The sequence below is a fragment of the Pseudarthrobacter cellobiosi genome (assembly GCF_023913755.1).
In the GTDB taxonomy this organism is placed as follows: Bacteria; Actinomycetota; Actinomycetes; order Actinomycetales; family Micrococcaceae; genus Arthrobacter; species Arthrobacter cellobiosi.
In genome coordinates this window covers 83,544-106,238 of the sequence record NZ_JAMXBJ010000047.1, presented here as the reverse complement: position 1 = coordinate 106,238, position 22,695 = coordinate 83,544, and the positions used below count along the sequence as shown (strand labels likewise).

The 22,695-nt window shown below is 65.8% G+C and carries 20 protein-coding genes; 8 read left to right on the top strand and 12 right to left on the bottom strand.

Annotated features, from left to right (window positions below):
• Positions 1-112: 112 nt before the first annotated feature.
• Positions 113-3,637, top strand: coding sequence for a DEAD/DEAH box helicase (locus NG696_RS13720; protein WP_252575804.1), 3,525 nt, complete (start codon positions 113-115; stop codon positions 3,635-3,637).
• Positions 3,638-3,650: 13 nt separating this feature from the next.
• On the opposite strand, the gene NG696_RS13715 is transcribed toward NG696_RS13720, so the two are convergent.
• Positions 3,651-4,427: an HNH endonuclease family protein gene (locus NG696_RS13715; protein WP_252575803.1), complete on the bottom strand. Its 777-nt coding sequence runs from the start codon at positions 4,425-4,427 to the stop codon at positions 3,651-3,653.
• 218 nt (positions 4,428-4,645) lie between these two features.
• Between NG696_RS13715 and NG696_RS13710 the strand changes: the two genes are divergently transcribed.
• From NG696_RS13710 to NG696_RS13700, 3 genes are all read left to right on the top strand, one after another.
• Positions 4,646-6,232, top strand: coding sequence for an HNH endonuclease signature motif containing protein (locus NG696_RS13710; RefSeq protein WP_252575802.1), 1,587 nt, complete (start codon positions 4,646-4,648; stop codon positions 6,230-6,232).
• Positions 6,233-6,324: 92 nt separating this feature from the next.
• A complete protein-coding gene (locus NG696_RS13705; protein ID WP_252575801.1) occupies positions 6,325-6,873 on the top strand; it encodes a glycoside hydrolase family protein in 549 nt (182 codons plus the stop codon).
• A 117-nt stretch (positions 6,874-6,990) separates the two neighbouring features.
• The gene (locus tag NG696_RS13700; RefSeq protein WP_252575800.1) at positions 6,991-7,200 is read left to right on the top strand and encodes a glycoside hydrolase family protein; all 210 of its coding nucleotides are present in this window, start codon (positions 6,991-6,993) and stop codon (positions 7,198-7,200) included.
• A gap of 69 nt (positions 7,201-7,269) precedes the next feature.
• On the opposite strand, the gene gdhA is transcribed toward NG696_RS13700, so the two are convergent.
• From gdhA to NG696_RS13680, 4 genes are all read right to left on the bottom strand, one after another.
• A complete protein-coding gene (gene gdhA / locus NG696_RS13695) occupies positions 7,270-8,607 on the bottom strand; it encodes an NADP-specific glutamate dehydrogenase (RefSeq protein WP_104063221.1) in 1,338 nt (445 codons plus the stop codon).
• 86 nt (positions 8,608-8,693) lie between these two features.
• Positions 8,694-9,506 (bottom strand): glucosamine-6-phosphate deaminase, encoded by an 813-nt coding sequence (gene nagB / locus NG696_RS13690; RefSeq protein WP_252575799.1) that lies wholly within the window; start codon positions 9,504-9,506, stop codon positions 8,694-8,696.
• Complete coding sequence (locus NG696_RS13685) at positions 9,487-10,767, bottom strand: N-acetylglucosamine-6-phosphate deacetylase (protein ID WP_252575797.1); 1,281 nt, start codon at positions 10,765-10,767, stop codon at positions 9,487-9,489. The genes nagB and NG696_RS13685 overlap by 20 nt, the downstream gene beginning before the upstream one ends.
• On the bottom strand, positions 10,757-12,031 hold the full coding sequence (locus NG696_RS13680) for a PTS transporter subunit EIIC (RefSeq protein ID WP_252575795.1): 1,275 nt from the start codon (positions 12,029-12,031) through the stop codon (positions 10,757-10,759). Before NG696_RS13680 ends, NG696_RS13685 begins: the two co-directional genes overlap by 11 nt.
• Before the next feature lie 186 nt (positions 12,032-12,217).
• On the opposite strand from NG696_RS13680, the gene NG696_RS13675 reads away from it, so the two are divergent.
• From NG696_RS13675 to NG696_RS13660, 4 genes are all read left to right on the top strand, one after another.
• Positions 12,218-12,448 (top strand): PTS sugar transporter subunit IIB, encoded by a 231-nt coding sequence (locus NG696_RS13675; RefSeq protein ID WP_058930899.1) that lies wholly within the window; start codon positions 12,218-12,220, stop codon positions 12,446-12,448.
• Between the two features lie 26 nt (positions 12,449-12,474).
• Positions 12,475-12,960 (top strand): PTS sugar transporter subunit IIA, encoded by a 486-nt coding sequence (locus NG696_RS13670; RefSeq protein WP_252568611.1) that lies wholly within the window; start codon positions 12,475-12,477, stop codon positions 12,958-12,960.
• Between the two features lie 5 nt (positions 12,961-12,965).
• Positions 12,966-13,685 (top strand): GntR family transcriptional regulator, encoded by a 720-nt coding sequence (locus NG696_RS13665; RefSeq protein ID WP_252575793.1) that lies wholly within the window; start codon positions 12,966-12,968, stop codon positions 13,683-13,685.
• A 159-nt stretch (positions 13,686-13,844) separates the two neighbouring features.
• Positions 13,845-14,702 (top strand): prephenate dehydratase, encoded by an 858-nt coding sequence (locus NG696_RS13660; protein WP_252575791.1) that lies wholly within the window; start codon positions 13,845-13,847, stop codon positions 14,700-14,702.
• A 65-nt stretch (positions 14,703-14,767) separates the two neighbouring features.
• Here NG696_RS13660 and NG696_RS13655 read toward each other — a convergent pair whose 3' ends face one another.
• The 7 genes from NG696_RS13655 to urtA form a co-directional block, all read right to left on the bottom strand.
• The gene (locus tag NG696_RS13655; protein WP_252575789.1) at positions 14,768-16,753 is read right to left on the bottom strand and encodes an FAD-binding monooxygenase; all 1,986 of its coding nucleotides are present in this window, start codon (positions 16,751-16,753) and stop codon (positions 14,768-14,770) included.
• 156 nt (positions 16,754-16,909) lie between these two features.
• Positions 16,910-17,281, bottom strand: a complete 372-nt coding sequence (locus tag NG696_RS13650) for a hypothetical protein (protein WP_252568690.1) — start codon at positions 17,279-17,281, stop codon at positions 16,910-16,912.
• 150 nt (positions 17,282-17,431) lie between these two features.
• Positions 17,432-18,124, bottom strand: a complete 693-nt coding sequence (gene urtE / locus NG696_RS13645) for an urea ABC transporter ATP-binding subunit UrtE (RefSeq protein ID WP_252568615.1) — start codon at positions 18,122-18,124, stop codon at positions 17,432-17,434.
• The gene (urtD, locus tag NG696_RS13640) at positions 18,124-18,927 is read right to left on the bottom strand and encodes an urea ABC transporter ATP-binding protein UrtD (RefSeq protein ID WP_252568616.1); all 804 of its coding nucleotides are present in this window, start codon (positions 18,925-18,927) and stop codon (positions 18,124-18,126) included. Before urtD ends, urtE begins: the two co-directional genes overlap by 1 nt.
• A complete protein-coding gene (urtC, locus tag NG696_RS13635; protein WP_252575788.1) occupies positions 18,924-20,147 on the bottom strand; it encodes an urea ABC transporter permease subunit UrtC in 1,224 nt (407 codons plus the stop codon). Before urtC ends, urtD begins: the two co-directional genes overlap by 4 nt.
• Positions 20,144-21,028, bottom strand: coding sequence for an urea ABC transporter permease subunit UrtB (gene urtB / locus NG696_RS13630; protein ID WP_056341284.1), 885 nt, complete (start codon positions 21,026-21,028; stop codon positions 20,144-20,146). Before urtB ends, urtC begins: the two co-directional genes overlap by 4 nt.
• 35 nt (positions 21,029-21,063) lie before the next feature.
• Positions 21,064-22,329, bottom strand: a complete 1,266-nt coding sequence (gene urtA / locus NG696_RS13625; RefSeq protein WP_252575787.1) for an urea ABC transporter substrate-binding protein — start codon at positions 22,327-22,329, stop codon at positions 21,064-21,066.
• Positions 22,330-22,695 lie beyond the last annotated feature (366 nt).

Genomic DNA, 22,695 nt, shown 5'->3' with positions numbered 1-22,695 from the left:
CGGAAGTGAACGTCAGGCGAAGTTTCAGGCTCCCGCCGGGCGAACTAAGATGAAGCAGATAACCTCCGATCGGACACGGCACCCCCGTGGCCAGCTGAAAGTAGCGCGCACCATGCCATCCCAACCGGACGAGAGTGCGGCACTGGCAATACAGACCCCCGCCATTAACGACCGCTCCCTCGCGGCCGGGTTGGCGTATGCCATGGGCAGCCGGGTTGCCGGAATGTCGTTCGACGCCGCCACCGGGCTGATGCTGGGCAAGGTCCGGGGAGGTGCCGATGTCCCCTACTCCACCACGGCCAAGCTGGTGCGGAAATCGGGCGGCTGGAGCTGCACCGTGGGTGTCTGCAGCTGCCCCGTCCGCAAGGACTGCAAGCACGTGGCCGCGCTGCTGTTCGCCGCCGAGGACAACCCGGCCATCCGCGTCCAGCTCCTGGCCCCGGCTGAAGTTTCCCGGCTTTCCCGCCAACCCGCCAACCTGGACCTGGCCGACTGGGAGCAGGCCCTCAGCCCGCTCATTTCGCAGCCGGGCATCACCCAGTCCATCAGCGGCATCCCGCTGGCCCTCCAGTTCGAGATCGAGGAACCGGCGCCGCACTTCTCCTACACAGGCCGCCGCGACCCGCTCCGCAGCGTCCGCCAGCTCAAGGCCCGGCCCGTGATCATGGGCGCCAAGGGCAAGTGGATCCGCGGCGACGTCTCCTGGAACACCCTGAGCTACCTGAACTTCCGCCGCGAATGCAACGAGGCGCACATCGAGTGGATGCAGGCATTCCTGGCCGCACACACCGCCGCCGCCAACCGGGTTCATAACTCCTCCGCGCTGTGGCTGGGCCTGAACACGTTCGCCGGGAAGAACATGTGGGGCCTGCTCGTCGACGCCAAAAAGATCGGCCTCGCCTTGGTTCACAGCCGCGGCACTGAGCCCGTGCGGCTCGCGGAGTCTCCCGCCGCCGTCGGGCTTAATTTGAGCCGATACGGCTCGCCTTCCAGTGACGCCGGCAATCCCGCCACTGCCACCCCGGAGGTCGCTCCCGGCACAGTAGCTCCCGGCACAGGGGCCGACGACGGCGGGCTGGAGCTCGCGCCCACCATCACCGTTGAGGGGGAAGACGTTGATCCGGCGTCGGTGGGGACCATTGGCCGCCCCGCGCACGGCATTTTCCTGACCACGGGCGGGGAGGCTTTGCCCGGTGTGTCCGCGGAGAATGTGATCACGCTGGCCCCGCTGGAGAGCGGGCTGAGCGAGGAGCTGCTGACCTTCGTCACGGCCGGCAGCACGCTGCACATTCCGGCGAAGGACGAGACGCGCTTCCTCACCGGCTTCTACCCGAAGCTCAAGCAGGCAGCCCGGGTCACGGCGACGGACGAGTCGGTGGCTCTGCCCGCCCTGGCCCTCCCGACCCTTTCCCTGCTGGCCAACTACGGCGCGGACCACCGGGTCCGGCTGCACTGGGAATGGCACTACAAGTCCGGAAACCTGGTCACGGCCCAACCGCTGTGGCGGCACCCCGGCGACCACGGCTACCGCGACGACACCGCCGAGGCCCGCATCCTGGAGGGCATCGGCCAGCCGTGGAACGTTGTTCCAGCCCTGGGCGAATCGGCCACCGGCGGCTGGGGCACGCCCCGCCTGTCCGCGTCCGCCGAACTGAACGGCCTGGACACGCTGGCGTTCACCGAGGACGTCCTGCCCGAGCTCCGCAACGCGCCGGACGTATCGGTGGACACTGCCGGCGACATCGCCGACTACCGCGAGGCCGAGGAAGCGCCGGTCGTTTCCATCTCCACGAAGGCCACCGAACAGCGCGACTGGTTCGACCTTGGCATCCAGATCTCTTTGGAGGGGCAGCCGGTTTCTTTTGCCGCCGTATTCTCCGCGCTTGCCGCAGGCCAGACCAAGATGCTGCTGCCCAGCGGCGCCTACTTCTCGCTGGACCTCCCCGAACTGCACCAGCTGCGCGCCCTGATCGAGGAGGCCCGCTCGCTGCAGGACAACAAGGATGCCCCGCTGCAGATCAGCCGTTTCCAGGCCGGGCTCTGGGACGAGCTCGCGCAGCTGGGCATCGTGGACGAGCAGGCAGCAGCCTGGCGTGAGGCCGTGGGCGGGCTGCTTGAAGGCGGGATCAACGGGCTGCCGCTGCCTGCCTCGCTCAATGCGGAGCTCCGGCCGTACCAGCTGGAAGGCTACAACTGGCTCAGCTTCCTGTATCGGCACAGCCTGGGCGGGATCCTCGCCGACGACATGGGCCTGGGCAAGACCGTGCAGGCACTCGCCCTGATGTGCGCCGCGAAGGAACAGGCTGCTGAGCTTGCGGCGGCTGGCACGGCTCCGGGTTCAGCAGCGGGCGCGCCGGCTCAAGTAGCAGCGTCCGACGTTCCGGCGTCCGACGGCGGGACTCCCTTTTTGGTGGTTGCCCCCACCAGCGTCGTGGGCAACTGGGCGGCGGAAGCCGCACGCTTCGCTCCCGGCCTCACGGTCCGTATCGTGAGCGAAACGTTCGCCAAAAACAGCCAGGACGCGGCCGTTGAACTCGCCGGCGCGGACATCGTGATCACGTCCTACGCGCTGTTCCGGATCGACTACGATTCCTATGCCTCCAAGACCTGGGCGGGTCTGGTGCTCGACGAAGCCCAGTTCGTGAAGAACCACCAGTCCAAGGCCTACCAATGCGCGCGGAAGCTGCCCGCGGCGTTCAAGCTGGCCATCACCGGCACGCCGTTGGAGAACAACCTCATGGAGTTCTGGGCGCTGACCTCCATCGTGGCGCCGGGCCTGTTTTCAAGCCCCAAGCGGTTCGCTGAGTACTACCAGAAGCCGGTGGAAAAGAACGGCGACAAGGGGCAGCTGGACAAGCTCCGCCGTCGGGTCCGCCCGCTGATGATGCGCCGCACCAAGGACCAGGTCATCAAGGACCTGCCGCCCAAGCAGGAGCAGATCCTGGAGGTGGTGCTGAACCCGCGCCACCAGAAGGTCTACCAGACGCATCTGCAGAGGGAACGGCAGAAGATCCTGGGCCTGATCGAGGACGTGAACAAGAACCGGTTCACCATCTTCCAGTCCCTGACCCTGCTCCGCCAGCTCAGCCTGGACGCGTCGCTGGTGGATCCGTCGCTGTCCGGCGTCCGCTCCAGCAAACTGGACGTGCTGTTCGAGCAGCTGGAGGACCTGGTGGCCGAGGGCCACCGGGCGCTGATCTTCAGCCAGTTCACCGGGTTCCTGGGCAAGGTCCGCGAGCGGCTTGTGGAGGAGAAGATCGAGTTCTGCTATCTCGACGGCGGCACCCGGAACCGAACCGACGTCGTCAACGAATTCAAGAACGGCAGCGCGCCGGTGTTCCTGATTTCTTTGAAGGCCGGCGGATTTGGGCTCAACCTGACCGAGGCCGACTACGTTTTCCTACTCGATCCCTGGTGGAACCCCGCGTCCGAGGCGCAGGCCGTGGACCGGACGCACCGGATCGGGCAAGCTCGGAATGTCATGGTCTACCGGCTGGTGGCCAAGGACACGATCGAGGAAAAGGTCATGGCGCTGAAGGCCCGGAAGTCGCAGCTGTTCGCGGATGTGATGGAGGGCGACGCCCTGTCCAGCGGGTCGATCACGGCCGAGGACCTCGCGGGGCTGTTCAAGGACTGAGCGCGATCAAGGCCTAACTGCAGGCTGTCAGGATACCGGCGATCGCGTCGTGCTCGGCCTGGGTGACCCACAGGCTGTAGTTGGCCTTCACGGCGGTCTGGCGGGCTACGTATTCGCACCGGAACGCCTTGTTTGGCGGGAGCCAGGTGGCCGCATCCTTGTCGCCCTTGGCGCTGTTGGTTGCCCCGTTGGCAGCCAGGAGGTTCAGGGGATCGTTGGCCAGCTGCCTGCGCTGTTCGGCGCTGAGCTGCTGGGCGCCCTTTTGCCAGGCGTCGCTGAGGGCGATGAGGTGGTCGATCTGGACGGCGGAGCTGGTGGTGTTGCCGCGGACGAAGTTGATGGTTGTGCCGGTGTACTTGTCGGCCAGCGTACCGGTGGCAACGACGCAGTTCTGTGTACCGGGCTTGAACGTCTCGCCGTCGAGGTCCCTGGCGAGGATGTCGTTTCGGGTATCGCAGCCGTTCCGGTCGACGTCCGCCCACGGGGGGCCGAATTCCTCGCGGGTGTAGCCGGTCTTGGGTGCGCGCCCCTTCACCGGGATAGTCTCCAGCTGGGCGAGGGCCGTTGCCACGTCGGCTGGGCTCACAGATAATTCGCCGGCGTTGCCCGACGGCGGTGCTTCCCTGACAGCTTCGGCCGCCTTGTTTGCGGCCTGCGTTGCGGCCTGGGCTGCGGCGTCACAACCGGTGAGGGCGCTGGAGAGAAGCAGAGTGGTGAACAGCGTCAGTGCCTTGGTGGCGGCGGAGCGGTTGATGGTTATGTCCTTCAGGAGTGCGGCGGAGGTGAACACGCTACTGGCGCGGGACGTTCTCACCTCTCATGCCGGGGTGTGGAGTCTGTCACCCGACCCGTCACGCTGGCCCGCATGCCTGGGCCGGCTGGGACTCGGAAGCCTCGCCGGGGCGCTTGAGAGCCGGAAGGCCCTGCGTTTGGGGAAGATTCCGAAATTCCTTTCGGGTGGTCACGCTGCCAACCTAAAATGTCGTACCCCCTCGACATGATGGAGGTATGGACAACACCGCAGCGGCAGAGATTCTGGAGACCATCGCGGCCTCTGCTCTGCAGATGGCCGGCATGCTTCGTGGGACGGCCGCCTGCCCAGCTGCATCTGGTCCCGCTGATGCCCCTTCAGTGACTGGTCCGTCCGCGACGGGTGGGGACCAGGCTCGCTGGCAGGCTGAGCTTTGCCTGACCGTCTTGTCGGGGACCGTGGGGATGGAAGCCATGTTCGCTGCCGTGAAGGTCCATGCCGCCAGCGGTTACGACGAGGCCGCCCAGACCATCGCGGCGCCCATCACTTCCCCTCAGGAGCAGACCGCCCAGGACATGGGCATCGTGGCCGAGGTCGCCTGCGCCCTGACCGTCAGTGAACGCACGGGTGACGCGCTGCTGGGCGAAGCACACCGCCTGACCACCGCTCTGCCATTGACCCTCGCCGCCCTGGAAGCAGGGACCATTTCGTGGCAGCACGCCCGGATCATGGCCGACGAAACCCTCAACCTGGACCCCGTGGGTGCCCGGGCGTTGGAAGCGCATTTCCTGGACCCGGACGCGCCCAGCACGGCGAGGGGTGGCCCGGCCGGGGAGATGATCCCGTCCCGGTTCCGCGCCAAAGCCCGGACCTGGCGCGAACGCCACCACCCGGACAGCATCGAAAAACGCCACACCCGCAGCGCGGCGGACCGGCGGCTTGAGTACTCTCCGGACCGGGGCGGCATGGCCTGGCTCTCCGCCTACCTCCCGGCCGATCAGGCCTCCGGGATCTGGGGCCGCGCCACCACCGCCGCCCGAGCCTTGCAGGGCCCCACCGAGTCCAGGACCCTCGCTCAGCTCCGCGCCGACAGCGCCGCGGCTTGGCTTCTGGGCGGGCATGCCGATCTGATCCCGTCACCCAAAGCCCAGGTCCTCGTGACCGTGCCGGTGTTTGCGCTGATGGGCCTGACTGATGAACCCGCGATGCTCGATGGGTACGGGCCCATCCCGCCGTCCTTGGCCCGCGCCCTCGTCGCCGACGGCGCCGATTCGCTCCACCGCGTCCTGACCGACCCCCGCGACGGAGCACCGCTGGAAATCGGCCGTGACAGCTACCGGATCCCCAAAGCGATGCGCCAATGGCTTAGATTGCGGGATGGGAAGTGCCCGTTCCCCGGCTGCAGCAACCAGTCCCTGGACAACGAAGCCGACCACCTCCTCGCCTGGCACCAGGGCGGAACCACCGGGGTCAGCAATCTCGGTCAGCCTTGCCCAAAGCACCACCGGCTCAAACACACCACACCCTGGAAACCCACCACGGCGAGTTCCTCCGAACCACCCGGCTGGATTTCACCCACAGGCCGCCACTACGCCAGCGAACACCCCGACTGGGAACCACCCATCTGGCCAAACCAGATAGTGAACCAACTCCCCAGTAAGGAACCTGGCCCCGCCCTGCCCGAAAGCCATCTGCCGGCAGACCCAGAGCCGGAGCGGAAATGGCTGCGCCGCCTCCAAGAAGCAGAGCCGGCACCTTTCCCATGCGCACCCGACTTCCTCTGGCTGACACAACAGCCTGGGGCCGGTGCGGCACCTCCAGTCCCCTGCGCTAACACTGGCTGAGCCCTGTCACGCAGCCGGGAAGCAGCTGTGGGAAAGCACTTTCCCGCATATGCTGTAGGGAATTCTGACTTCGCATCCACCTGGAGATTCCCGTGCGCACCGAAGCCGCCGCTTCAGATTCAATCCGTGAACCTGCAGCATCCAGCGTCTCGCCACTCAGCGCTGATGCCTTCAGGATTCCCTACCGGGATCCCATCTGGGACGGCCCCACAGATCCCGTCCTGGTACCCGACCACCTGACCGGCGAGTGGGTGCTTTTCTACACGCAGCGACGGGCCATGGAAACCGGGCTGACCGGCGTCGAGTGGGTCCACGGCACGGCCATTGGAGTGGCCCGCTCATCCGACGGCGGACTCACTTGGGCGTATCAAGGAACCCTGGACGGACTGGTTCCGCCGAGAACCGAACTGCCTGCCACCTTGTGGGCGCCCGACGTCGTCCGGATCGGCGACCAGTGGATCATGTACCTGACAGTACTCGGCGGCGTCCGTACGGACTGGACCGGCACCGCATCCATTGTCCAGCTCGCCAGCCGGGACCTGGTTACCTGGGAACACCTGGGGCCTATCGATCTGGACTCCCCTCGCGTCATCGATGCGGCCGTGGCCCATTGCGGAGACGGTCTGCATCGGCTCTGGTAAAAGGACGAGGCCCGCAGATCTAACACGTACAGTGCGGTAACCAGCACGCCTGCCGATCCGACGTCGTGGGTTCTTGAAGGGCTGGCGCTTCCGGGGCGCCCCCACGAGGGACCCAAGGTGTTCAAGCTTGGAGGCCAGTTTTGGATGATCGTGGACGAATGGCGCGGGCAGGCGGTCTACCGTTCTGAGGATGCCTCTGGTGGCTGGACCCGACAGGAGTACCTTGACGGCCTCATCCTGACAGCGGACCCCAAGAGCCACCTCAGCCACATTCGGGCCGCAGTGCTGGAAGTGCAGGACGGCACCTTGCTCTACTCACACAGCTGACCAGTCTCGTGCAGGGCGGCGATGTCTCGACCGCCGCAAATGCGTGGTCAAGAAACTGCCGGCATGCCGTCAGATGAGCCCCTGCGCGAGCATGGCGTCAGCCACCTTGACGAAGCCGCCGATGTTGGCGCCCAGCACGTAGTTGCCCGGGTCGCCGTACTCGTCCGCGGTTGAAGCGCAGCGGTGGTGGATGCCCACCATGATCTCGGTGAGCCGCTGTTCTGTGTGCTCGAAGGACCAGGAATCGCGGCTGGCGTTCTGCTGCATCTCGAGCGCCGACGTCGCCACGCCGCCTGCGTTCGCGGCCTTGCCCGGCCCGAACAGCACACCGGCATCCTGGAACACCGAGACGGCGTCGCGGGTGGACGGCATGTTGGCGCCTTCGCCGACGGCGACCAGGCCGTTGCGGACCAAACGCGCGGCAGCATCGCCGTCGAGCTCGTTCTGCGTGGCGCACGGCAGCGCCACCGTTGCGTCGACATCCCACACCGATCCGGCTTCCACATAGGAAACGCCGGGACGGCGCACTGCGTAATCCTTGAGGCGCCCGCGTTCAACTTCCTTGACCTCGCGGAGGAGCGCGACGTCGATTCCCGCCTCATCGACGATGTATCCGGAGGAGTCGGAGCAGGCCACCACGCTGGCACCGAGCGTCTGCGCCTTGGCAATGGCGTTGATGGCCACGTTGCCGGAACCCGACACCACCACCCGCTGCCCGTCGAAGGAGGACCCACGGGTTTTCAGCATCTCCTGGGTGAAGATGACGGTGCCAAAGCCGGTGGCTTCCGGCCGCACCAGGGAGCCGCCCCAGGACATGCCTTTCCCGGTGAGGACGCCGGATTCGTAGCGGTTGGTGATGCGCTTGTACTGCCCGAAGAGGTAACCGATCTCACGGCCGCCGACGCCGATATCACCGGCGGGTACATCGGTGTACTCGCCGATGTGCCGGTAGAGCTCGGTCATGAACGACTGGCAGAACCGCATCACTTCGGCATCGCTGCGGCCGCGAGGGTCGAAGTCCGAGCCGCCCTTGCCGCCGCCGATGGGCATGCCGGTGAGGGCGTTCTTGAAGATCTGCTCAAAGCCCAGGAACTTCACAATGCCCAGGTAGACAGAGGGGTGGAAGCGCAGGCCGCCCTTGTAGGGGCCAAGGGCGGAGTTGAATTCGACCCGGAAGCCACGGTTGATCTGCACGCGGCCAGAATCGTCGGTCCACGGGACGCGGAAGATGATCTGGCGTTCGGGCTCGCAGAGCCGCTCCAGGATCGCGGCTTCAAGCAACTCGGGGTGCCGGTCGTGGACGGGGCCAAGGCTCTCAAAGACCTCGGTCACTGCCTGGTGGAATTCAGCTTCACCTGGGTTCCGCGCCAGTACCGTATTCCGGATGGCCTCAAGCCGAGCGTCCACGCCTTCTCCTCTAGTTCAGCAGTTATTCCATGTCATGATAGCAAAATTTCATTTTGCGGAATTTTGGGCGACGAGCGTCACACACCTCAACGGCTGACCGGCTGCTGAAGCCAGGGCCTCGTGGGTGTTTGGCCCAGCCTGTCGTTGAATTCCTGGGCTTCCCGGTAGTAGTCCAGCAGGCTCAGCTGGGAAGCGGCTCCCGGGTCCAGGATGACAACTGCCCGGCGGTGCAGCTGGAGCACCGACGCGGGGCAGTGGGCGCTGACCGGCCCTTCCACCATGGCCCGGACAGCGGCGGCCTTGTTCTCGCCCATCGCCACCAGCACTGCCAGTTTGGCGTCGCGGATGGTCCCGAGACCCTGCGTCAGGCACAGCCGCGGAACATCGCCGTCGGAAAAGAACCGCGCGTTGTCAGCCCGCGTGGCCCCGGCGAGGGTCTTCACCCTTGTGCGGGAAGCCAGTGACGACGTGGGCTCGTTGAAGCCTATGTGGCCGTTGGCGCCGATGCCCAGGATCTGAATGTCCACACCCCCGCCGCCGGCAATGGCTGCGTCATAACGGTCAGCTTCGGCCACCAGGTCCGGCGCGTCCCCCTGCGGGGTAAAGAGCCGTTCCAGGGGCAGGTCCACCTGGTCGACGAACTCCCGCCGGATGGTGGAGTAGTACGACTGGCCGCGTTCCGGCGGCAGGCCCGCGTATTCGTCCAGCGTGAAGCCGGTGACCTGGCTGAAGCTGAGTTGCTCTTCGCGGTGCCGCCGGATGAGCTCCTGGTAGGTGGATCGCGGGGAGCCGCCGGTGGCCAGCCCCAGCACGGCAGGACCCTGGCGGACCCTGGCCTCGATGATGTCGGCCGCCCGGGCTCCTACGTGATCGGCGGACTCACACAGAACTATCTGCACGGTCATTCCTTTCCTGCGTTTGTGGTGTGCCGGCGCGGTAGGCCTGCACGAGTTCAAGTTCTTCGGTGGTCACCAGCACGTCCGCCCGGAAACCCTGGGCAATGGCTCCCACCCGGTTGGGGCCAGGCCGATCCAGGCCCATCAGCCGCGCCGGGGTTGAGGTAGCCGCCATGACGGCATCGGCCAGGGGAACGCCCCATTCAACGCAGCGGCGCACGTTTTCCAGCAGCAGGCTCGTCGCCCCGGCGATCGCCCCGGGACCGGCGTCGGGACCGGCGTCGGCGGTGCCGGCCAGCCGTGCCACACGGTCCTGGACCAGCACGTCCAGGCTGCCGAGAGTGTAGTGGCCGTCGGACATGCCCGCCGCTGCCATCGCATCCGTAATGAGCGCAATGGAGCGGGGTCCCACCAGCCCGAAGACCATGCGGACGATCTCCGGGTCCAGGTGCACGCCGTCGGCAATCAGTTCCAGCACCATCTGCCCGGGTGACTGTTCGGCCGCCTGCAGCAGGACCGCAATGGGCCCGGGCGTTCGGTGGCCCAGCGGGGGCATCCGGTTGAACAGATGCGTGGCCGACCACGGGCCGCCAACCCCACCGTTTGCGCCGCCCAGGACTTCCCTGGTGCGGGAAGCCGTGGCGGCGGTGTGGCCCAGGGAAGGCACGACGCCGTGATCCCGGCAGAGCTGCACCAGCTCGGCAAAGTGCGGGGTTTCCGGAGCAAGAGTCAGTGACCGCACGGTCCCTCGTCCCGCCTCAAGCCACTGCTGCAGGAGCGCCGGGTCGCCGTCGATGATGGCTGCCGGGTCCTGGGCCCCACACATGCTTGTGGTGATGAACGGCCCTTCCAGGTGCAGGCCGGCCAGGGTGCCGTCCTGCACCAGGTCCCGCAGCACAGCGATCTGTTCCAGTAGCACCTGCGACGGCGCCGAGACGAGCGAGGCGAGTACCGACGTCGTGCCCTGCGCTGCGTGGTGGCCGGCAGCCAGGCGTGCACCATCCGCATCCGCGGAGAAAGTGTGCCCCACGGCACCGTGGCAGTGCACGTCCACGAGCCCGGGCAGGATCAGCGGCACTTGCCGGATGGCGACGCCCATACCGGCCGGCAGGTCCGCCGTCGGGCCGCACCACACGATGTTCCCTCTGGCTATCACCACGGCGCCGTCGTCGATAACTTCGTCACCCGGGCGGCCGGTAACGAGACGGCCCCGCAGCCCCACCCCGCCGTCGGCGTCCAGGGTCACCGGCCGGTCAGCTGGCATCGGCTTTGGCCATTGAGCCGTTCTCGTCGTTTTCATCTTCGCGGCCCATGGTGCGCAGGTTCCAGCGACGGATCACAAAGCGGAACACCACGTAGTACACCGCGGCGTAGACCAGCCCGATGGGGATCAGCCACAGCGGATTCTGTGCGATGCCGAAGTTCAGGACATAGTCGATCGCTCCTGCTGAGAAGCCGAACCCGTGATGGATGCCGAGGAAGTTGACCAGCATCATGGACGTCCCGGTCAGGAAGGCGTGGACGACGTACAGCGGCCAGGCCACAAACATAAACGAGAATTCCAGCGGTTCAGTGATCCCGGTGAGGAAGGCCGTGAGACCGGTGGAGAGCATCACGCCGCCCACGATCTTCTTCTGCGACGGCTTTGCTTCCTGCCAGATGGCGAGGGCGGCTGCGGGCAGGGCGAACATCATGATGGGGAAGAATCCGGTCATAAAGACGCCAGCGGTGGGGTCCCCGGCGAAGAACCGGTTCAGGTCGCCGTGGGCGCCGTTGTAGTCGCCGATGATGAACCAGACGATGGAGTTCAGGATGTGGTGCAGGCCCAGCGGAATGAGCAGCCGGTTGAGTGTGCCATAGACCCCGCTGCCCACCACGGTGTTGTCCGCAACCGTGTTGCCCACCGCTGTCAGCCCGTTATTGAACAGCGGATACAGCAGCGCCATGGCCACGCCGATCACGATCGCGGCGAAGGACGTCAGGATGGGCACAAGGCGGCGGCCCGCAAAGAAGCCCAGCCAGTCCGGCAGGGTGGTGCGGTGGAAACGCTGCCAAAGCAACGCCGTCGTCAGGCCCATCACAATGCCGGCCAGCACGCCGTAATTGATGACGGGATCCTTGCCGCCCTCCGGGGCGGCTCCCAGCACTAGCGGGGCCATGACCTTGAAGACGTTGGTCAGGACCAGGTATCCGACGACGGCGGCAAGGGCCGTGGAACCGTCACCCTTTTTGGCGAAACCGAAGGAGATACCGACGGCGAAGAGCAGCGGCAGGTTCTCGAACAGGGCGCCGCCGGCGGCGCCGATGACCTGGGCGACGGTGGTCAGGGATTCGAACCTGCCCAGCAGGTCGTCTTGGCCCAGGCGCAAAAGCAGCGCCGCGGCGGGGAGGGCGGCGATGGGGAGCATAAGGCTGCGGCCGAAGCGCTGCATGTTCTGCAGCGCTTTTCCGCTGCCCTTGCCCTTGCTCGGGGCCGGAGCGGCCAGCGGGCCGGCCCCGGCGGAAGCTGATGGGTTTTCCGTGGTCATGATGTTCCTCGTCTCGAAGAGGGTGGTGCTTGTGCGTGGATGCTTGATTCAGTAGAGTCTAGCTAACTGGTTATAACCAGTGACAACCATCACTGTGAAGGGCGCCGACCTCAGTTGTCAACCTCAAGCCGTAAAAAAGCTTCCGGACCCGGCGTCATTCACCGCGAAACGAACTCAGGAGTGGACATGTCCAAAGCAGAAATCATCCTCGCCGCCCTTGGCGGCGCCGACAACGTCGAAGAAATCGAAGGGTGCATCACCCGCCTTCGCACCGAGGTGGTGGACTCCTCCCGGGTTGACGAGGCCGCCCTCAAGGCCGCGGGTGCCCACGGCGTCATGATGTCCGGCACGGTGGTCCAGGTGGTTGTGGGTCCCGAAGCCGAAAGCCTCGCCGAAGACATCCAGGACCTGATGTGAGCAGTCCTGAGGTGAGCACGCCTGACGTGAGCACGGAAGCACCAGCCCAGGTCATCAGCGTTGTCTCCCCCCTGCCGGGCCGGCTCATTCCCCTGAACGAGGTGCCGGACCCCGTATTCGCCAAGGGGCTTGTAGGTGGCGGCGCCGCCGTAGTTCCCGACGACGACGCCGGCGTCCTCACCGCCGTCGCACCGCTGGACGGCCGGGTCATCAAGGTCATGCCCCACGCCTACATCGTCCAGCACGCGTCCGGGCCCGCCGTGCTGGTCCACGTCGGCATCGACACCGTCGGCCTGAAGGGCGAGGGCTTCACCGTGCTCGCGCAAAAGGGGGACCAGGTCCGCGCCGGCGACCCCATGATCACCGTGGACGTCACACTGGTCCGCTCAAAGGACCTGAGCATGTGCAGTCCCGTGGTGATCCTGGACAGCGCGGCGGACGCCATCGAACCTCCGGCCTCCGGTGGCCGGGTGGAATCAGGCGGCCACCTGTTCAAAATTCCCGGAAAATAGGAGACATGGATACGGCAGGGGAACTAAAACACGTCTGGGTCCGCAGGCAACTCCAGCAACTGGTGGCCACCACAATGCGGCCCGGCGATGCCCTGCTGGGTGAGCGCCAGCTGGAGGAGCAGTTCGGAGTCTCCCGGATCACGGTGCGCCGTGCCATTTCGGACCTGGTCCAGGACGGCGCATTGGTGCGGATCAAGGGGAAAGGCACGTTCGTCTCCCACGGGCTGGTGCGTTCCACCCTGCACCTGGCCTCGTTCAACGAGGACATGCGGGCAGCCGGATTCGAACCCAGCACACGGGTCATCAACGCCTGCACGGCAGTGCCGCCGGCGGCGGCCGCCGATCACCTCGGCCTGGCGCCCGGGGAAGCTGCCTATCGCGTCCGCAGGCTGCGGCTCGCGAACGGCGCTCCCGTCAGTGTGGACGAATCGTGGCTGCCGCCCGCGCTGGTCCCCGGGCTGCTCTCGGAAGACCTGACGGGGTCCCTTTACCGGGCCCTTGGCGCCGCAGGGCACCCGGTGCAGCATGCGGAACAGACCGTCGAGGCCGCCGCCGCCCCTGACGAGACCGCCGCGCTGCTGGACATCGAACCGGGGGCACCTGTCCTGCTCTTCCGGCGCCGTTCGTTCACCGGCCAGGAGGACCCCGGCACGCCCATCGAATACGCCGTCTCAACGTACCGCTCCGACCGGTACCAGGTGTCCATGCGGCTGGGCGCGGGCTAAGCCAACACTGCTGGCGTCGCACCAATGCCTCTGGCTCCATGGCTCCCCGCCCTCTGATGCCCCAACTGAGTAGCGGTATCAGCCGTTTTGGACCCTCAAAACGGCACTTGACGCTACTCAGTTGGGTGGGCGGGCACCTGCCGTGAAACCATACGGACCATGGCCCAGAAGATTGCGTACCAGGGTGAGCCCGGCGCCAACTCCAATATCGCGTGCATGCAGATGTTCCCCCAGCTGGAAAGCATTCCCTGCGCCAGCTTCGAGGACGCCTTCGAGCTTGTCTCCGGCGGCGAGGCGGAGCTGGCGATGATTCCGATTGAGAACTCGATCGCCGGCCGGGTGGCGGACATCCACATCCTGCTCCCCCAGTCGAACCTGCAGATCGTGGGCGAGTTCTTCCTGCCCATCCACTTTGACCTGCTGGGCATTCCGGGCAGCACCATCGAGGCGGCCACGGAGGTCCACAGCCACATCCACGCCCTCGGCCAGTGCCGCCGCCTGATCCGGGAGGCCGGACTGCGTCCGGTCATTGCCGGGGATACCGCCGGTTCCGCCCGGGAGGTCCGCGAGTGGAACGACCCCACCAAACTGTCCCTCGCTCCCCCGCTCGCCGCCGAGATCTACGGCCTTGAGGTGCTGGCGTCGCGGGTCGAGGACGACCCGTCCAACACCACCCGTTTTGTGGTCCTGGCGCGGGAAAAGGAACTGCCCACCCGCGAAGAGCTGCCCGGACCGGCGGTGACCAGCTTTGTGTTCCGCGTCAGGAACGTCCCGTCGGCGCTGTTCAAGGCGCTGGGCGGATTTGCCACGAACGGCGTGAACATGACGCGGCTGGAGAGCTACATGGTGGGCGACGAATTCGCCGCCACGATGTTCATGGTGGACGTCGAAGGACACCCCGAGGACCTGCCGTTGCGCCTGGCCCTTGAGGAACTGGATTTCTTTACCACCGAAGTCCGCATCCTGGGTGTCTATCCCGCTGCCGAGTTCCGGACCGCGCAGACAGTCACTACCTGATCGCTGGCCGCTGGAAACGGGAGGGGGATTCTCGAAGTCGGGACCGCGGACCGATGCCCCGCCGGTCAGGCCTCCTTGGGCAGCTTGCCCTTCTCATGGAGCACTAGGAGGGGAGCGAAAAACGCGGCGAGTTCCGCCGTCGCGCCCACTGGCAGGACATTGGCCACGTACTGGTCCGGCCGCACCACCACCACCACGCCGCCGCGGTCCAGGCCGCGGAGCTCGAAGATGTCAGCTGCGGGATCGGTGGCGTAAACCTTCTCGTAGTCAGTCAGCTGGAACGGCCCGACTGACGGCTTGAACGCCGCCGGAACAGACCCGATATCAACGTTTGTGTGGTCCTGCTGGTAGATGACCTTCACGTCGAACCACGCGTCCCGGTCAGCGCCCGACGGCGTTGCGGCCAGCGGCGATTCCGCCGAGTTCGCGATCCACTCGGCGAAGTCGGCGACGGACGACGGCGACGCGTGCTGTCCCGCCGTCGGCTGTCCGGCATCCTGTTGTTCCGCCGTCGGCCGTTCTGTGGGCGGCGACGCCGTCTGGGGTGCTGCCGCGTCGGCGAAGACGTAGATTCGCCACCGGCCGTCCGCCGTGGCGTGGTGGCCGAGATGCATCGGGTTGCCGTCGCACACCCGCACCACGGGCGCGGACTTGAACCGTTTGCCGATGGGGAAACCGGCGGCCAGGTGCTGGTGCACCGGTTCTGCGGTAATCATGGACGGCGTGTACTGGGTCATGAAGCCCGCGGGGAACTCGGCGGTGCTGACGTAGAAGTCCTCAAGCTCGGAGGGGTTCGCAAACTCCTCGGGCTTCTTCGCCATCATGGTGGACCACTCTTTGTCGAAGTCGATCAGGTTCTTCGCCACCACCTGGCGCTCGGCCGAGTACGTGGCCAGCAGGCTTGCCGGGCTGCGGCCCTCGAGCACATGGCCGAGCTTCCAGCCCAGATTGAAACCGTCCTGCAGCGAGACGTTCATGCCCTGGCCAGCCTTGGCGCTGTGCGTGTGGCAGGCATCGCCGGTGATGAACACGCGGGGTGTGCGCGTCCCGCGCTGGTTCGGAAGGACGTCGTCGAACCTGTCCGTGAGGCGGTGGGCAACCTCATACACGCTGTGCCAGGCGACGTTGCGGACGTCCAGGGTGTAGGGGTGCAGGATGGTGTTCGCGTGGCCGATGATTTGCTCGATGGTAGTGCTGCGCACGGCCCCGTGGTCCTCCGGCGCGACCTCACCGAGGTCAACGTACATGCGGAAGAGGTGCCCGCCTTCGCGCGGGATCAGCAGGATGCTGCCGCCCGCACCGGACTGGATGGCGCATTTTGTGCGGATGTCGGGGAAGTCTGTGACGGCGAGGACGTCCATGACTCCCCACGCGTGATGGGCCTGGTCGCCGGCCATGGTGCAGCCGATCGATTCGCGCACCTTGCTGCGTGCGCCGTCCGCGCCGACGACGTACCTGGCGCGGACCACCCGCACCTGGCCCTCCTCAGGTCCTGAAGTGTGGACGAGCCTCACAGTGACGGGGTAGTCGCCGTCGCCTATATCGAGGCTGCGGAACTCATAGCCGTAGTCGGGCGACATCCGCGCTGGCGCGTTGGCCATGTACTCGGCGAAGTAGTCCAGCACGCGGGCCTGGTTGACGATGAGGTGCGGGAACTCGCTGATGCCCGTGGGGTCGTCCGGCGTGCGGGCGGCGCGGGCGATCCGGGAATGGTCGGCGGGGTCCGGTTTCCAGAACGCCATTTCGGTGATGCGGTACGCCTCGGCGATGATGCGCTCGGCGAAACCGAAAGCCTGGAAGGTCTCGACGCTGCGGGCCTGGATGCCGTCCGCCTGGCCGATGACGAGCCGCCCTGGGCGGCGCTCCACGATGCGCGTGGTGACGCCGGGGAACCGGGAGAGCTGGGCCGCGGCGAGCATGCCCGCAGGGCCGGTGCCCACGATGAGCACGTCCACTTCGTCGGGGAGCTCGGCGGGCCGATTAATGCCGACGCCGGCGGCTGGCTGGACCCGAGGGTCACCGGATACGTAACCGTGGTGGTGGAACTGCACGGGCTTTCCTCACTTCGTTGTGTGGCTGGGAGACATCGAGTTCGATAATAGAACTCAACGTTCCATATATGAATCACGCCCTGAAGTGGAATTCTACGCGGCCGTGATGCAAGCCACAACCAGCCCCCTGCGACCGTGAGCCCGGGTCGCCGGGTCCTACCCCATCGCCGGCGCTACCGACGTTCCGGAGCTGAACTGGCGCCTGGCCCAGCGGGCGAGTTTTTTGCCCTTGCCCTTCCACCAGTTGTCTTCGTCCTTGTCGTGGTGCAGGCGGAAGATGATCGCCACCATCACGAACATCGACATGCCAACCTCCATCCAGGACCAGGCCAGCGCGTCGATCAGCACGCTCATGCCGGCAGCGATGATGGACGGAATGGCCAGCGTTCGGAAGACCGTACTGGCCACGTAGCGCCGGTGCGACCTCGGTACGGACAGCGCCCGCACCATGTCAAAGCACATGCACACCACCACGACGGCCTGACCGACGGCAAGCAGGATCAGCCCAACACTGGACCCTGCGAACATAACGACTGAAGAACCAAACACGAGAAACCCCCAAAGGCTCGAACCTGCGCTGTGAGACCCAGCTGAAGTTCCATTCAAGCCAGTGGGGGCGGTCCGGTCACGAGTAGTGAGTACTCGCTTTTCCGGCATCGGACAAGCGTTGTTCTTGCCTCAGATGAGCATTGCCTGCCGCACATTGGCCGCCGATCCGGCGCCGCCGGCTCCTGAGGACGAGACCCTTCCGGCCGAAAGGACGTAGTAGCTGTCCGCAGCATGGAGGGCAAAACCGATGTGCTGCTCCACCAGGAGGATACTCATGCCGTTGCGCCGGGACAGCTTGACGATGGTCGCTTCGATCTCGGCCACAACGTTGGGCTGGATGCCCTCGGTTGGTTCGTCCAGGATCAGAAGGCGCGGCTCGGTGATCAACGCCCGGGCAATGGCAAGCTGCTGCCGCTGGCCACCCGACAACAGCCCGGCCCGCCGTGCCAGCAGTGGCCGGAGCGCGGGAAACATCTCGAGGACCTCCGCCACCCGTACAGTGCCGTTCCTGCGCCCGTCAGCGACGACCTGCAGATTCTCCATGACAGAGAGCTGCCCAAATGATTGCTGGCCCTGCGGTACATAGGCCATCCCACGCGCCACCCGCTGGTGTGGGCGGAGGGCCGAGATGTCCTCCCCGTCCAAGGTGATGCGTCCGGCCATGGGTTTGAGGAGCCCGACGACGGCGCGCAGCAGTGTCGTTTTGCCGGCACCGTTGTGCCCCAGAACCGAGACGACGGCTCCCTCCCGGACGGTCATGCTCACTCCGGAGACCACCTGGGTACGGCCGTAACCGGTCTGCAGATCTTCGATTTCCAGCATCAGTGGCCTTCCGTTCCCGAGGTCCCCAGGTACACGTCCTGCACCTTCCTGTCTGCCTGCACCTGCGCTACGCTCCCCTCGCTGAGGACCTTGCCCGCGGCAAGGACAGAGACCGATGTGGCGAACTCACGGACGAAGTCCATATCGTGCTCAATAACCAGGGTGATCCGGTTGGCTGCGATGCGGCGCAGCAGCTCGCCGGTTTCCCCGCGCTCATCCTGGCTCATCCCCGCGATTGGCTCGTCCAGGAGGAGCACGTCCGAGTTCTGCACCAGGAGCATGCCGATTTCCAGCCACTGCTTCTGTCCGTGGGCGAGGATGCCTGCCTTCTTGTCCGCCGCGCCTGCCAGGCCGATGATGTCCAATGCTTCTTCGACGGCCGGGTCCACGGTCTTCCGGCGGCGGAGCATCTGAAGCGGGCTGCGGCCGGAGCCCGCAGCGATGTCGAGGTTCTGGAGTACGGAGAGGTTCTCAAACACGCTTGCGGTCTGGAAGGTGCGCCCCACACCCAGCCGGGCGATCTTGTGCACTTTGCGGCCGAGGATCTCCGTGCCGGTGTGGTTCACCGATCCCGTAGCCGGCACCAGCCCGGTGATGGCATCAATTACCGTCGTTTTCCCGGCACCATTGGGTCCGATCAGGAACCGCAGGTCGCCCTGGATCACATCAAGGTTGACGTTGTCCACCGCCAGGAATCCGTCAAAGGAAACCGAGAGATTACGGACTTCAAGGTATTTAGGCCGGCCGTGGCGCAGTCCCCCGGCCTGCGGCTCCCCGTCAGGGAGCAGCGTAGGCGTCGTCATCTGCTGATCTCCTCAGGCTTGGTGGCTCGCTCTTCAACGTCGGGATCTGGCGCGTCGGGCGGCCCTACGGGATCTGACGCGTCGGGCGGCCCTACGGGATCTGACGCGTCGGGCGGCGCTAGGGGATCTGGCGCGTCGGGCGACGCTAGGGGATCTGGCGCGTCGGGCGACGTTCTGCGCCGCCTGCCCAGCAGCGCCGGCAATGAGGCAAGCCCGCCAGGCATAAACCCGATGACCAGGACAAACAGCAGGCCCTGGAAGTACACCCAGAAGGATGGGAAAGTCGAGGACAGGCTGGACTGGGCGGTGGCGACGCAGACAGCGCCGAGAACCGGCCCCAGGAGGGTGCCGCGGCCGCCGATTGCGACGCCGATAAGGAATGCGATGGACGGGATCACGCCCACATCCGCCGGTGAGATTATCCCGACCAGCGGGACGAACAGCGCCCCGGCAACGCCTGCCAGGACAGCTGCAACAACGTAGATGACGGTTTTGACGGTCGCCGGATCGTAGCCCAGGAAACGGACGCGCTCCTCCTGGTCCCGGACCGCCACCAGCAGCTCGCCGAAACGGCTGCGCATCAGCTGCCGGGCGATGGCGAGCGAAAGCAGTAGGACCACCGCCGCGATCATGTACAGCATGAGCTTGTTGTTCGGGTCCTTCAGGTCAAAACCGAAGAAAGACCGGAACCCGTTGAGTCCGTTGGAACCGCCGGTTGTTGCCTGCTGGCCGATCAGGAACACGGCGAAGGCGGCCGCCAGGGCCTGGCTGAGAATTGCGAAATAGGCACCTTTGACGCGGCGCTTGAAAATCGCCAGGCCCAGGACAAGTGCCACCAGCCCCGGAACCAGGACAACGGCCAGGAGCGTCACTGCGGGGCTCCGGAACGGTTCCCACCAGCCGGGCACCTCGCCGCTGCCGTACAGTGACATAAAGTCCGGCACCCCGGAGCCGCCGAAGAGCGACGCGTCGGCCAGCTTCATGTGCATGGCCATAATGTAGGCGCCAAGCCCGAAAAACACGCCCTGGCCCAGGGTCAGCATGCCGCCGCGTCCCCAAGCCAGGCCGATGCCGACTGCCACGATCGCAAAGCAGAGGAACTTCCCCAGCAGGCTCAGGTTGAACGCCGGAAGCACCGCGGGTGCAACGCCCAGGAGCAGGACTGCGCCAAGGGTGAATCCAGCCGAGGTTCCCAACCGCCCGCGCAACAGGATTTTCATGCCAGACTCCTTGTTTTGAGGCTGAAGATGCCCTGCGGCCGAAGCTGGAGGAACACCACAATCACGATCAGGATCAGGACCTTGCCGATGCTGGCCGTCGTCGAGTACTCGAAGACGGACTGCAGCACTCCCAGGGCAAAGGCAGCGATGACGGCCCCCTTGATCTGGCCGATCCCCCCGGCCACCACCACCAGGAAGGCATCCACTATGTAGTTGGTGCCGAGGTACGGGCTTGTTGAACCTATGAGAGTGACCGCGACGCCGGCGATGCCGGCCAGGCCCGAACCGATGAAGAACGTCAGTTGGTCGCTGCGCCGGGTTGACACCCCACTCGTTTCCGCGAGGTCCCGGTTCAGCACAACGGCCCGGATACGGCGCCCGAGCGGCGTGGCCTTCAGGAGGAGGACCAGGCCGGCGAGGCACAGCAGCGAGAGCCCCAGGATAAAGAGCCGGGTCAGCGGGATGGGAGCGCCCAGCAACTCGATGTTCCCCTGCAGCCACCCCGGTGCGCGGACATCGACGCTGGGTGCGCCGAAAATGTCACGTGCGGCCTGCTGCAGGATGAGGGCCACCCCGAAAGTTACCAGGAGGGTGTCCAGGGGCCGGTGGTACATGCGGCGCAACAGCACCGCCTCGAGCACCAGCCCCAGGACACCTCCCACCAGGAAGCCTGCGGGAATGGAAACCAGCAGCGATACGCCGGCGTCGGAGATGGCCTGCTGGACCACAAAGGCCGTGTAGGCCCCGGCCATCATGAACTCGCCGTGGGCCATGTTGATGACCCCCATCTGGCCGAAGGTCAACGACAGTCCCAGTGCCGCCAGGAGCAGCACCGAGCCGAGGCTGAGTCCGGCGAACATCTGCCCTATTAGGAGTTCCATTCCAGCAGGCCTTTCGTCGATGTTTTCCGCGGCCGCTACTTGGCCAGGCTCTTGGCCCAGTCGTAGGTGGACAGATAAGGATCCGGTTCAACGGCCGCGGGCGATGACCACACCGTGTCGATCAGGCCCGCTGAATTGATCTTGCCGATGCGGGGTGTCTTGGTGATGTGGTTGTTCTCCCCGTTGACCGTGACCAGGCCTTCAGGCGCTTCGAAGGTCACACCGTCCGCGGCGGCCTGCACCTTGTCCACTTCAAATGAAGCTGCCTTCTCCACCATGGCTTTCCACAGGTACAGCGAGGTGTAGGCAGCTTCCATGGGGTCGCTCGTGACCCGCTCGGCGCCGAACTTCGCCTTGAACGCTGCCACGAACTTCTTGTTGGCCGGGGTGTCCAGGGTCTGGTAGTAATCCCAGGCCGTCAGTTGGCCTTCGACGTTGTCCAGGCCGACGCCGGGGACTTCCTCTTCGGCGATGGAAACAGAGACCACGGGCATGCTGTCCGCCGTCAGGCCAACGCTCTTGTACTGGCGGAAGAAGGCCACGTTGCTGTCGCCGTTGAGGGTGTTGAAGATCGCATCGGCCTTGGAGTCCCGGACTTTGTTGACGATGGTGGAAAATTCCGTGGAGCCGAGCGGGGCGTACTCTTCGCCGAGGACTTCGATGCCCTTGGCCGCCGCGTAGGCTTGGATGATTTTGTTGGCTGTTCGCGGGAAGACGTAGTCACTGCCAACCAGGAAAAGGGACTTGGTTCCCTGCTCCGCCAGGTAGTCCAAGGCAGGAATGATCTGCTGGTTGGTGGTGGCCCCGGTGTAGAAGATGTTCTTCGACGACTCCAGGCCCTCGTACTGCACCGGATAGAACAGCAGCGCGTCGTTGGCCTCAAACACGGGGAGCATCGCCTTGCGGCTTGACGAGGTCCAGCCGCCGAACACCGCGGCGGTGCAGTCCTGCTGGATCAGTTTCCCGGCGCGCTCCGCGAACTTGGTCGGTTCGCTGGCGCCGTCCTCACTGATGACCTCAAGCTGTTTGCCCAGGACACCGCCGGAAGCGTTGATCTCCTCGGCGGCCAGGGTCAGGGAGTCGAAGACGGTGCTCTCGCTGATGGCCATGGTGCCTGAGAGCGAGTTGATGAACCCCACCTTGATGCTGCTGCCTGAGGTGTTGACACAGGAACTGCCGCTGCTCGCGGTGGAGCCGGCGGACGCCGGATCGGCTATCTGGCTGCCGCAACCTGCCAGGACAGTGGCCATGGCGGCTGCCGCCAGAGGAAGGAAAGCGCGTTTGGTGACCGAAAAACTCATGTGTACCTGCTTCTCACTCCGCCGCTGCGCTGGGCAGCGGCTCGCCTCCGAGGTCCGTCAGAAGTGACCCCTTGCGATGAACGTAGGAGCGAATTGTTTCGGCGCCTGCCCGGTTGGTTTCGAGACCGTTTCGGGGCGGCTCGCCGGGCCGGCCGGGAGTTGAGGCGCACGACAGCTGGGCGGGAGAAAACCGCGGGAAAGCACGGGGCAGAGAGTTAACCTGCGGGAAACCTGCCGCGGCGTAACTTTCGCCCGGCAGCCGGACACAATCCGGTCTGGGCACGTATAACCGGCCCTGACCTGTGGCTATACGCAGATCCCAGAAGCGGGAAGGCTGTCCGGGCACCGGTGGGGCTTCCCCCGGCG

What these genes read in the sequence shown, in the direction of transcription:
- NG696_RS13720 (WP_252575804.1), top strand. Translation starts at nt 113, where the DNA reads ATGCCATCCCAACCGGACGAGAGTGCGGCACTGGCAATACAGACCCCC.
- NG696_RS13710 (WP_252575802.1), top strand. Translation starts at nt 4,646, where the DNA reads ATGGACAACACCGCAGCGGCAGAGATTCTGGAGACCATCGCGGCCTCT.
- NG696_RS13685 (WP_252575797.1), bottom strand. Translation starts at nt 10,767, where the DNA reads ATGCCAGCTGACCGGCCGGTGACCCTGGACGCCGACGGCGGGGTGGGG.
- NG696_RS13680 (WP_252575795.1), bottom strand. Translation starts at nt 12,031, where the DNA reads ATGACCACGGAAAACCCATCAGCTTCCGCCGGGGCCGGCCCGCTGGCC.
- NG696_RS13675 (WP_058930899.1), top strand. Translation starts at nt 12,218, where the DNA reads ATGTCCAAAGCAGAAATCATCCTCGCCGCCCTTGGCGGCGCCGACAAC.
- NG696_RS13665 (WP_252575793.1), top strand. Translation starts at nt 12,966, where the DNA reads ATGGATACGGCAGGGGAACTAAAACACGTCTGGGTCCGCAGGCAACTC.
- NG696_RS13660 (WP_252575791.1), top strand. Translation starts at nt 13,845, where the DNA reads ATGGCCCAGAAGATTGCGTACCAGGGTGAGCCCGGCGCCAACTCCAAT.
- NG696_RS13650 (WP_252568690.1), bottom strand. Translation starts at nt 17,281, where the DNA reads ATGTTCGCAGGGTCCAGTGTTGGGCTGATCCTGCTTGCCGTCGGTCAG.
- urtE (WP_252568615.1), bottom strand. Translation starts at nt 18,124, where the DNA reads ATGCTGGAAATCGAAGATCTGCAGACCGGTTACGGCCGTACCCAGGTG.
- urtD (WP_252568616.1), bottom strand. Translation starts at nt 18,927, where the DNA reads ATGACGACGCCTACGCTGCTCCCTGACGGGGAGCCGCAGGCCGGGGGA.
- urtC (WP_252575788.1), bottom strand. Translation starts at nt 20,147, where the DNA reads ATGAAAATCCTGTTGCGCGGGCGGTTGGGAACCTCGGCTGGATTCACC.
- urtB (WP_056341284.1), bottom strand. Translation starts at nt 21,028, where the DNA reads ATGGAACTCCTAATAGGGCAGATGTTCGCCGGACTCAGCCTCGGCTCG.
- urtA (WP_252575787.1), bottom strand. Translation starts at nt 22,329, where the DNA reads ATGAGTTTTTCGGTCACCAAACGCGCTTTCCTTCCTCTGGCGGCAGCC.